General features: G+C 43.6%; 11 protein-coding genes. 2 read left to right on the forward strand and 9 right to left on the reverse strand.

What is annotated here, in order from left to right; genetic code table 11:
- Positions 1–228: 228 nt before the first annotated feature.
- On the forward strand, positions 229–1,311 hold the full coding sequence (gene xerS, locus AB4114_RS34880; protein WP_441992538.1) for a tyrosine recombinase XerS: 1,083 nt from the start codon (positions 229–231) through the stop codon (positions 1,309–1,311).
- Between the two features lie 37 nt (positions 1,312–1,348).
- Here xerS and mgrA read toward each other — a convergent pair whose 3' ends face one another.
- From mgrA to AB4114_RS34925, 9 genes are all read right to left on the reverse strand, one after another.
- Positions 1,349–2,338, reverse strand: coding sequence for an L-glyceraldehyde 3-phosphate reductase (gene mgrA, locus AB4114_RS34885; protein WP_441992539.1), 990 nt, complete (start codon positions 2,336–2,338; stop codon positions 1,349–1,351).
- Between the two features lie 181 nt (positions 2,339–2,519).
- Positions 2,520–3,551, reverse strand: a complete 1,032-nt coding sequence (locus tag AB4114_RS34890; RefSeq protein WP_441992540.1) for a phosphotransferase — start codon at positions 3,549–3,551, stop codon at positions 2,520–2,522.
- Positions 3,552–3,575: 24 nt separating this feature from the next.
- A complete protein-coding gene (locus tag AB4114_RS34895) occupies positions 3,576–4,082 on the reverse strand; it encodes an ADP-heptose synthase (RefSeq protein WP_171635912.1) in 507 nt (168 codons plus the stop codon).
- 163 nt (positions 4,083–4,245) lie between these two features.
- Positions 4,246–4,839, reverse strand: coding sequence for a ribonuclease H-like YkuK family protein (locus AB4114_RS34900; RefSeq protein WP_441992541.1), 594 nt, complete (start codon positions 4,837–4,839; stop codon positions 4,246–4,248).
- Positions 4,840–4,947: 108 nt separating this feature from the next.
- Positions 4,948–5,907, reverse strand: a complete 960-nt coding sequence (locus AB4114_RS34905) for a C40 family peptidase (RefSeq protein ID WP_441992542.1) — start codon at positions 5,905–5,907, stop codon at positions 4,948–4,950.
- Between the two features lie 140 nt (positions 5,908–6,047).
- Complete coding sequence (locus AB4114_RS34910; protein WP_441992543.1) at positions 6,048–6,344, reverse strand: hypothetical protein; 297 nt, start codon at positions 6,342–6,344, stop codon at positions 6,048–6,050.
- 92 nt (positions 6,345–6,436) lie between these two features.
- The gene (locus AB4114_RS34915) at positions 6,437–8,740 is read right to left on the reverse strand and encodes a thiamine pyrophosphate-dependent enzyme (RefSeq protein ID WP_441992544.1); all 2,304 of its coding nucleotides are present in this window, start codon (positions 8,738–8,740) and stop codon (positions 6,437–6,439) included.
- A gap of 34 nt (positions 8,741–8,774) precedes the next feature.
- A complete protein-coding gene (locus AB4114_RS34920; RefSeq protein WP_441992545.1) occupies positions 8,775–9,785 on the reverse strand; it encodes a 2-oxoacid:acceptor oxidoreductase family protein in 1,011 nt (336 codons plus the stop codon).
- Between the two features lie 113 nt (positions 9,786–9,898).
- Positions 9,899–10,066, reverse strand: coding sequence for a hypothetical protein (locus AB4114_RS34925; protein ID WP_441992546.1), 168 nt, complete (start codon positions 10,064–10,066; stop codon positions 9,899–9,901).
- A 212-nt stretch (positions 10,067–10,278) separates the two neighbouring features.
- Between AB4114_RS34925 and AB4114_RS34930 the strand changes: the two genes are divergently transcribed.
- Positions 10,279–11,482: ATP-binding protein (locus AB4114_RS34930; RefSeq protein WP_441992547.1), on the forward strand; the 1,204-nt coding region annotated here is incomplete at its 3' end.

The following is an 11,482-nucleotide window of genomic DNA, read 5'->3' on the forward strand; positions in this document are numbered from 1 at the left end:
GTCGATATACATGCTCCTTATGTTCCGTTATACAGGTAATAAGTTCGGTTTCTAGCTTCCTATTCTTAGTCATATCGTTGATGACGCTCCTTTTACCGCGCGGTTAATCAAAATTAAATCATGTTGTAGCTAAGACGTTTAAGGGTGCCAAATAGTTTGATTGGGATGCCTACCAATTTAGGGAATCCACTGGTATACTAACAGCAAGACGCTTATGAGGTGAACCGTATGAATATTATTAAAGTCAAAGACCGCCATGAGTTAGATCGACGAGTCCCTTCGATGCCTTGGTATATTGAGAAATTTATTAATTATAAGCTCCCTGATCTTTCACCTTCATCACTTCTTGAATATGTACGTGATTATGAAATTTTCCTCTCCTGGCTTCTTGCCGAAGGTTTAAGCACAGCAACCGTCATGAATCAAGTTCCACTTGAGGACTTAGAGCGATTGCATATGGACAGTGTTAATAATTTTCGCATGTTCCTTGCAACTCGTAAAGCAAAAGCTAATGGTAAAACTACAATTAACCGCAAATTGTCTGCGCTGCGCTCCTTATTTCATTATTTGAGTCAAATTGCTGAAGATGATAACTTCTACCCGCTTCTGAAACGAAATGTGATGGCGAAAGTGGAAATTAAACGTGCTCACAAGGCCAAAGACAGTGCAGCGAAGCTCGAAGGCAAATTGCTGCAGGAAGAAGAAATTGCCGAGTTCATTGCTTATGTAAAGGAAGGCTATGAGCACGATGTAGCAACGAATAAACAAGCTCTATATGCGTATGAGTTAAATAAAGTCAGAGATGCCTGTATCGTTACGCTAATCCTCAATTCAGGACTTCGTGTATCTGAGGTGTTCAACCTAAACGTTGATGATATCGATATGAAATTGAAGCTTGTCCATGTGTATCGAAAAGGTAAAAATGACGATACGTTCAAAACGCCAGTTTACTTCCGGCTCGATGCCATTCAAGCCATCACGGATTACTTAAGTATTCGCTCTTCCCGATACAAGCCAGCAAAAAAAGAAAAAGCCCTCTTCATCGCCATGGCCAATGGCAAAAAAGAAGGCGAACGTATGACGAAGCGAGCCATTCAAGAGCTTGTGATCAAATATGCGAAAAGGTTTGGTAAGCCGTACTTATCTGTACATAAATTGCGACACTCGTTCGCCACCGACTACTACCTACAGAACGACTTGTACAAAACGCAAGAGCAGCTTGGCCATGCTTCCCCTGAGACCACGCAAATCTATGCGCATCTCACGGATCGTACGATGTCTGAAGCGATTGATAAGCGCGCGGAGTCTTAATTTGGTTTGTTTGGCTTTTTATTATTCAACTTTGCTTCTACTTCAAGATTTTTTCAATCGCTGCCAATTCCTCTGGAGCAAACGCCAGATTTTTAAGTGCGGCAACATTCTCCTCAATTTGTGATACGCGGCTTGCACCAATCAAAGCTGACGTAACACGTTCGCCGCGCAGCACCCAAGCCAGCGACATCTGCGCTAAGCTTTGACCACGAGAGCTCGCCAATTCGTTCAGTTGAATGATTTGGTTGAGCTTTTCTTCTGTGATGTCTTTTTCTTTCAAGAATTGGCTCTTGCCGCCAGCTCTCGAATCAGCAGGAATTCCGTTCACGTATTTATTCGTTAGCAAGCCTTGAGCAAGCGGGCAGAACGCGATACTTCCAACACCGAAATCATCCAGCACATCTTGTAAGCCATCCTCGATCCAGCGGTTCATCATACTGTAAGCTGGTTGGTGAATAAGAAGCGGAGTACCTAAACCTTTAAGAATGGAAGCAGCTTCTATGGTTTGCTCAGCCGTATAATTAGAAAGTCCAACATAGAGCGCCTTACCTTGACGTACGATTAAATCCAAAGTCGCCATTGTTTCTTCGAATGGCGTGTTCGGATCTGGACGGTGAGAGTAGAAAATATCGACATAATCTAGGCCCATTCTTTTCAAACTTTGATCTAAGCTCGACACCATGTTTTTCTTGGATCCCCACTCACCATAAGGACCTTCCCACATGTGGTAACCCGATTTAGTCGAGATGATGATTTCATCGCGATAAGCCCCGAGGTCACTTTTAAGTACACGGCCCATCAATTCCTCTGCTGATCCTGGCGGCGGCCCGTAGTTGTTCGCTAAGTCAAAGTGGGTAATCCCCAAATCAAATGAACGAAGCAGCATAGCTTTTCCGTTCTCATGTAAATCTAACCCTCCGAAATTATGCCACATGCCAAGTGAAATAGCTGGAAGCTTGAGTCCCGATTTCCCTGTACGATTATATTTCATTTCAGCATAGCGTGTTGAACTTGCTTGATAGACCATGATAGTCCTCCTTCATATTTCTAAGTAACTTAATTATTAGGCAAGAAACCTATGTATTCACTAAAGTTTTCACAAATATCCTGCTTCCTATGTACCAGTATAGTTCAAGCCTATCAACAAAAAAAGAACTGAAAAAAACGTGTCTTACTCACCTTAAGGTTAGTATGGCACGCTTTAGTGATTAATTCAGATCGAAACGCAACAAAGTATTGTGCTCTTGGAGCCATTTCGTTTTCTCATAGGTATTGCCAAGAATATCGACCAACACACCTTGCGGATCTACCCCATCCAAGTATCGTCCTAGGAAATGAATGAACACATCTAGTCTACGAAGCTCGATTAACAAAGGTAATATCCTGATTTCCTCTTGTGATAATTGGACAAATTGACGGTAACCGTCATAAAACGCTTTGCTATTCCTTCTGAGTCTATCCTCGGGAAGCATCGGATCAATTAGATCAGATAAACAAACAGCAAGTTCCATAACCCTCGCATCGATTGTTACAAATTCAAAATCGAGAATGGCTACAAAATGTCCCTCGTCATCCACCAGCATATTGGAACCGTTAATATCGCCATGAACGAGTTGATGGGGAAGTTGACGAATCGCTGGTATTGCGCTGTACAAGGCCATATAACGATTAAATATATAAGCAAGTTCGTCCTGCTGTGCGATGAAAGGCTCTGGCGGTTGCAGCGCGAACGCTCGAATCGCATCTGGCTTGCAGCTAGGATGAATATGTTCTATTTCATAGTAAGGAGAGTACTCCGGTTTATCTGCTATTGAGATCTTGGCTAAGGTTGCAGATAATTGACCTGCTGCTTTCCCCATCTCATGCAGTTGGCTTAGACTTAATTCAATTGGATTATGACCTTCTGTAAAAGTAAACAAAGCAGCAAGCTTCCCATCTTGATCGTCATCCGCTAACGTTACCACGGTTCCCCCAGTTGGTAGCTCTAGTGGCATCGGGATTTCGAAAGGAAGCTCCTCCTTCATTTCAGCTAAACGAAGCAATACATTATGCTCAAACTTAATTTTGTTCCGGTCACGATGTGTCTCATATAGTCGTAGAACATATGTACGACCCTCTACCTCAACGAATCGTGTTGTATTATTCATCCCGCCTGCACCAACACGAAGCGTCCATGTTTGGGCCCCGAACCAATTAGCCGGGAGTAATGCTAATTGTTCCTCTTTTTCAATAACTCGCATAATACCCTGAACCACCTCCTCTTCTTATACTTGGTTGTCGCCTTCTACCGCGAATTCAAAATCCTCTACATCGAAAGCCTCAACAGGTATGGCAAATTCCACTAATCGCTCAATAAAATCGAATTGATCCGTTAATAATACAGCTTGTTCTTTCAAAGCGGTCAAAATTAATTCCGTTTCGATAGGATCAAATTGATCACCATAGGCTTCATTATCTATCGCATACACAATTTTCAAGGTCACATGCTCATTTATTGGTAACGGTGGGCTTTTTCCCCATGGTATGGACAAAGCCTTTTCTATTTTTTTCTTATTAAAAGATTCCTCGAAAAATGCGATGAGTTCACCGATCATTTGTTTGACGAAGCCATCATCTTCTTGCTCTAACATAATAGGTTCAGGGCTACTATGCAGTTCATATAATTCTTGAATGGTCGTATAAGGTATCAAATAAGTCACAGGTTTTGATGGCAGCATGAGCTGGCCATGCACGGCTAACATCACCGCTTCGATAATAAACGTTTTGCTCATGGAGTCCCCCCTAATGCTACAAACATCATTCAGCAATACTTCGCTAAGCATACTCGGAAACCCTTTTTTTAATTAGAATCACATCATGCCCTTGCCATAAAAACTGAACCGTTAGGCTCCCAAGATCGCTTTGACCATTCGAGCTAACGGTTCATAACCCAGCTTATAAACTGCCATCGAACACCTCATTATCTTCATAGAGGGGTCGATATGGTTTCTTGGAGAAGCGATTCGCATAGGCGGATGCAACATAACAATCGGGTTTAATGACCGGAACCATACCGACAGATTCCACCCGTCTCACCATTTCTTGGACGAACTTGGCCGTCCGATTTCTATTCTCATCATCTCCCGCATCAATATGAATGAACATATCGAAAGTGGCACCTTGATACAGATGAGGAAGAATAATATTTTCCATATCTAATCGCTTGTTTTCGTCAAAATACATCGCAATCTCTTCACTTAACGTCGTTTCCATCGAAAGCTTTTCTTTGATGGAGTGAAGCGCTCTTGGTACGATGACTTGACGATAACATGCCCACGCTCCTTTCCCTAGCCGCTGGATCACTACGCCGGTAATGAATTTCGTATGACCTGTGTGTACCTGACAATCCGTTCCTATAATGAATTTATAGGTTGCCACGGGGTCAAGACGCATGAAATGAAGAATACGCTCGTGCACGGTATCCAGGTTAAGTCCTCTTTCCGCCCTGTTCCTAAATTCCAGTGGTTGGTTTGTCGCCGAAGGTTTCAAAGATAAGGCTCTCCCTTTCTCCATAGACTAAAGAAAAAGACGGATGCTCAAGGCAGCACCCGCCTCTTCTATAGTATATGGCAAACCTTGCCTGTTCGAACCATCTTCTTATTTTAAAACAGGGCCACCGTACAAAAATCGATTTTCCCACTGTTTGCCATCAATGGTATCCACACGAACGCCGCCGGATTCAACGGAATAGGTGTGTAGCATTTGGCCGTTGCCTAAATATAAACCAACATGGGTAATTGGCTCTGTCAATACATTAATACCATCGTAATCAGAAGCTTTGGAGCCTTTATAGCTGCTGAAAAATAAAAGATCCCCACGTTTTAACTTCGTCCAATCCTTCACAATAGAACCCAAGGATCTCACGTAGCTGCCTTGCGCAGCAGAATCACTAGGCAAGGAAAGACGGAGAGCATCCCAGTACATCGTTTGCACAAAATCAGAACAGTCGAATGTAGTGGGATCATTACGTTCGGAACCAAATTCATAAGGAGTCCCTAAGTAGACTTCTCCCGCGTCAATCACGGCTTCAATCTCATCCGCTACTGGCATATTAGGTTTGATAACGGAGAAATCCGCTGTTATGTATTTGGAACTAGCGCTCATATAGCCACTGATACCGCTAGCATCTTTGACTTTATACCAACTATCATTCACTTTATCTGTGACAAGAACTTCTTCCCCTTTGCTCAGCATTCGAATTACCTTCGAACCTGAACTTGCGTCTGATGACGGCAACGTACGGAAATTAACGCCATAAATGATTTGTGCATTGCTCACAATCGATATGTATTTACTGTTTGTTGAGACGTATCCGCTTACCCCCTGCGCATCCTTAATTTGAAACCAATTCGTCGTCGTATAGTCTGTCACCGTGACCATTTCATTGGTTTTCAACATACGCTTGACATTACTCGTCGTACTTGGTTGATCTCGAAAGCTTACACCAGCTACAATTTGAGCTTTCGTCACGACAGCTTCTTCCGCTTGCGTATCTTTGGGAAGTAGAGCCATGAATGATACCATCAATACCGCGATAACCATTGTCAACTTATTCATCGTCGTACCCTCCACCCTCTTGATGTTAAAATTTTCATTCGTACCCTTATTATAGTTTGAGGGGGTAATCTGCGAATATAGGTGAATGGTAGCGATTATTGCGATCGTATGCGTGGCGATTAGCCTATTGACGGCTAGGTTTAATTTTCCAATTTCCGAGCTTCCGCTTTACGTGTAAGAGAAGACCAAAACAGCCGCCATTGCGGAGAGTTTTTGAGTTTTACGTTCCCTATTTTCATCTCGTTTTCTTCCAATTCAATCACATGCCAACTGCTTGGATCTTGAACGGCTTGCGATTCTAAAAAGGCTATAGCGTGCTCATTCGCTTCCTCTTGCTCATTCCAGAATTTCACACCATAGTAGGCGAGACCATAATAGTTAACCAGCGTAGTTGTATAAATTTGTTCGGACTCTTTCTGCTGCAGCACATAAGGCATCTTCCATTCCTCCTAATGAGGAAGGCCCATTCACCACGAGGGGAATGGGCCTCCGTTTGTAAGCAAGCTTCTTAGATAACGGTTACGCCAACTTACAAATACGCATTCTCATGCTTCGCTTTCAGCATATTCCAACGGCGTTCAACTTCCGTTTCGAACGATTTCAGTGAGCCTTCATATTCGGGTTTCGTAAGATGTTTCGTTTTCCCCATTGTTTTCAACCAATCAGATAACGGAATCTTCTTACTCTTATCCTCCGGATTATAGGTGATCGAAGTCACCCCATGCTCCACTTCATAAAGTGGGAAGAAGCACGAGTCCACCGCAGCACCAACGATGTTGGAGCCCTCTTGGTCATCCGACAGCCAGTTCAATGGGCAAGCAATGAGAATTTTGCCATACACCAACCCCTCATGCTGCGCATACCATTGCGCCTTCGCGGCTTTCTTGACTAGATCTTGCGGATACGCTTCAGAACCGGTAAATACATACGGAATATGTGTCGCTGCCATAATTTGTGCCGTATCCTTGTGATGGAACACCTTACCACCTTGATGTTTCCCGACATTGGAAGTCGACGTCCGATGACCCATCGGCGTTGAATACGACAACTGTGCACCTGTGTTCATGTATCCTTCATTATCGTACTCAAGAATAATCATTTTATGATTCCGTAAAGCAGCCCCAATCGCAGGCCCCATTCCGATATCCATACCGCCATCGCCTGTAATCATGACGAAAGTGAAATCGTCCTTTAATCCCAAATGATCAAGTTCTCCGCGACGCTTCCGCTCCCAGAACATCTCTACAACACCTGACAGCGTTGCTGCGCCATTCTGGAACAGATTGTGGATATAAGTAGCTTTATGCGCTGAGTACGGATAACCCGTGGTTACAACCATTGCACAGCCAGTATGGAAAATGGAGACAATATCGCCCTCTATTCCTTTGAAGAACAGTTCGAGTCCTGAGAAAATACCGCAGCCAGGGCAAGCGCCATGACCTGGTGCAATCCGCTTTGGCTTTTTGGTCAAGGAACGAAGAGGTGGAATGCGTACATTCAACTTCCTCGTGCTCTCGTCCTGTGTGACCGTGATCAGACCTGTATTCAAATCCTCATACTTCATTGGTGTCAAAACCCGCTTCGGTGCTTTCGAAGGATCCCCCGGCGTATGGCCGTAGTAATCGAAAGGCACATCTACCTTGCCGCTTTCCATCGCATCAATGGCGAATTGGAACAGATTATGCCCATCCTCGGCATAAAAGTCTTTGCCACCTAAGCCATAGATTCGGCTTATGACAAGCGTTTCTCTGTTCCCGTTCGTGAACAGCGCCGCTTTAATTTCATTGACCATGTTGCCGCCATGTCCGCCATAGGAATCCGCGCGATCTCCTACGGTGATCGCTTTCACATTCTTCAGCGCTTCTGCGATCTGCTTCGCTGGGAAAGGACGGATCAGGTTCGGTGCGATCGAACCGGCTTTAATGCCCTTCTCGCGGAGCTGGTCGACGACGTCCTTGATGATTTCGGAAGCCGAATTCATCAGGAATACCGCGACTTCCGCGTCCTCCATCCGATATAGCTCTAGAATCGGATAGTCACGACCCGTCAATTCGGCATATTCCTGCCGAATACGGTCATAGACACCTTCGGCGTTATACATCGCCATCGACTGTTGATAACAATTATTAATGTAATCCGGCTCATTCATATAGGGTCCAACGGTGATCGGATTATTACGATCCAATGTATCTGGGAAGCCCTGTGGCTTCTCACCTACGAATGCCTGCACATCAGCCCGATGTGCGAAGGTTTGCACTCTGCGCTTTTGGTGAGAGGTGAAATAACCATCGGATGCGACCATAACCGGCAAACGCACCTCAGGATCCTCTGCTAATTTCAGCGCCATAATGTTCATATCATACACGGCTTGCGGATCTCGACACATGACAATCGGCCAACCCGTATTCAAAGCATAGTAAAGATCGGAATGGTCGCCATGAATATTCAGCGGCCCCGAAACAGAACGGCAAACCAAGTTCATAACCATTGGAAAACGGGTTCCGGATTGTACCGGCATTTGTTCCAACATGTACAAATAACCGTTGGCGCTTGTCGCGTTAAATACGCGGCCGCCAGCAGTTGATGCGCCATAACATATACCTGCTGAACCATGTTCACCGTCGGCAGGAATTAATACAATGTCATGCTGTCCATTAGACTTCATGAGATCTAGAAACTGAGCCACTTCCGTGGATGGTGAGATTGGAAAGTATCCCATGACATGATAATTAATTTGATGCGCTGCATAGGCAGCCATCTCATTTCCTGATTCATACACGATGCGCTGTTCGACTTTCGCTACCCCAAATTCCTGCTTGATATCAATGGCCATGCGTGTAGTTCCACCCTTCTCCCATAAATACTCTCTAAGAGTTTATAGCTAGATTGAATCGATGAGGCATGCGATTTAGATCAGCATAACCATCCTCTTCACGCTCACTAGAGAGCGCATCGGTTGGACAAGCTTGTACACATTTAAGGCAACCTTTACAATATTGATAGTCTATGCCCTGCAGGAACATTTGGGGACGGCCTTTTTTATCAGGGAGCTCATCCCATACAAAACAAAAGTCAGGACACACATTATCACATGAAGCGCAGTGTATACAGGAATCTTCATGAAAATGCGGCATCATCCCCGCACGGGAAATACTTAAATCTTTGAGTATACTGTTACCCGGGTTCGTCACGACACCCCCGATTGGTTGGGTAGCAAAGCCCAGAACTGGTGTATCATACCTTACAAAATCCGGCATAGATTCCCCTTCTGGAAGCGAATACGTTTGGAAAACGACCTCGTTATATCCACGATCGAATGTACGTAATGCTGGTGCAACTGCAAGCGGGTATTTCTTCTCTAAAGACTTTCTAATCACACCTCGCATGACATCTGGATCCAGAAAATCACACAAGCGGAACATAGCACCCAGCATGGCCATATTTACACGATTCTTTTCCTCGAGCGAGATACCAATTGCGTCAATGACGGCAATCGTCCCCCCCCTGAGCTTCATCTTCTCCTTCAATTCATCAGGTGTTTTCGTTGAATTTACTAACACGGTACTATCCTCATAGATGCCACTGATAACGTTTACAGTTTTGGAAAGAGACTCATGAAAAACACCAACAACATGCGGTCGTTCAACGGGTGATGTATCCCGAATCTTCGTATCCATGTCACAAAATCGAATATGTGCTTTTACTGCCGATCCTTTCTTCTCAGACCCATAGGATGAGAAACTGACACCGTTCAAACCAACGCCAACGACTCCTGCTTCAGCCAGCATCTTACCTGCCAGATTCGCACCTAGACCGCCGATGGATTCCAGCCTTATCTCGAAAAATCCGAGATCGTTCAATTTAGGTAAAGTTACCATGCTTGGTCTCCTTTCAAAAATGAACTGCATATAGAGTGAATAGTGTGAATAATAAATCTACTATTATTGTAACAAGAAATGGCTGGTAATCAACCTTTTTTTAAATCAGCCATTTAAAGCAAATAATCAATGATTAGACCGCATTTTCCCAAATAAAAACTAAACGATTCCCTGTCTACGTCTATGTCATTCTCCCATGCTTCACAATCTTCACAAACGTCTACATAATCGTCTTCAATCGGATTAAACACAACACCGCACACCTGTGAGCACAACCGCATTCACATCTCTCCTCGGCTTCAAATCCTCCAAAACTGTAAACGTTTGCAAACTATGTTTTCTTTATTATACAGCGGTTTAACCTGCATTGACTATAAGTCTTTATGAAATCTTTAGCATTCCAAATCGGGCATTTCTATTGATTCAAACCACATTTATGAGATAATGTAGAAATAATTCCCAGATTGTCGAAATATGGAAAGGATGCATAGGATTGCTTCATTTCATTATTGCCAATGAACTACAAAACCTTTTCTACATCATGAGCGCTGCTCTGCTCCACCTTATTCTTGCACCTCATTTCATACATAAAGAAAAGCATTTGAATATCTTCTTCYCATTGGTTCTAGGAAGCTTCATCCTTCTTTATTGGAACTTTGCGGATATTGATCCGTTAATCTACTCCTTACAATTAGTCCCTGTCTGCTTGCTTTTTGTGACATTATGCGTTGGTATTGCGCCTTCAATCATGACATGGATCATATTCAATATCGGATGTATGCTCGTCTTGAACTATTATTGGGAGCCAGCGCTATTAAGCAGTACATTCTTACTGATGCTAGGAATTCTAGTTCGAAATCGCGTAACTAGCGGTAATTTGATGGTGAAACTCATGTATGCAACTGGAATCTTCATCATATATGAACTATTGTATGCACCACTTGCTCCTTATGTCATAGCCCCATTTTCCTTGTACACTGGCTTGGTTTTAGCCCTCGCTTTTATCTCGCTATGGATTATGATTTCATTACTTTTTTTTATTAACAAATATGAACTACAGAGAAGGCATATCACTCATCTTGAAAAAAATCGCATGCTAGCCGAGTTATCGGCTACAGTTTCACATGAAATCCGAAATCCTCTAACGTCTACTCGGGGGTTTCTGCAATTACTGGCAAGATCGGATCTGACTCCACTGGATCGCAGGCGTTATGTTGACCATGCGCTATCAGGCGTAGACCAAGCCATCACTTTATTGACTGATTTCCTAAACTATGCGAAGCCCTCCGTAGACATGAAAGAACAGCTTGATATCAAAGAAGAACTGGAACATACCATACGATTTATTACCCCTTATGCACTTGATTTTCAGATTGCGATTGATATTTCACATGAATGTGAAACACCTCTTTATATTCTTGGAGAATCTCAAAAGCTTCGCCAATGTTTACTGAATCTAATTAAGAACGCCATTGAATCCATGCCAAATGGTGGGAAGCTCTCATTACGTACTTGTAAACATCCTAGTGCCGTTCAGATCTCGATCACAGACACGGGTGTTGGTATGACCAGCAAGCAGTTGAACTCCCTGGGCAAGCCTTTCTACACGACCAAACAACACGGTACTGGACTTGGACTTGTCGTCGTCATGAGTCTAATCAAGAAAATGAATGGCAAAATTTCATTCACTAGCAGCC

The organism is Paenibacillus sp. 2RAB27 (assembly GCF_052115445.1).
Classification (GTDB): Bacteria; Bacillota; Bacilli; order Paenibacillales; family NBRC-103111; genus Paenibacillus_E.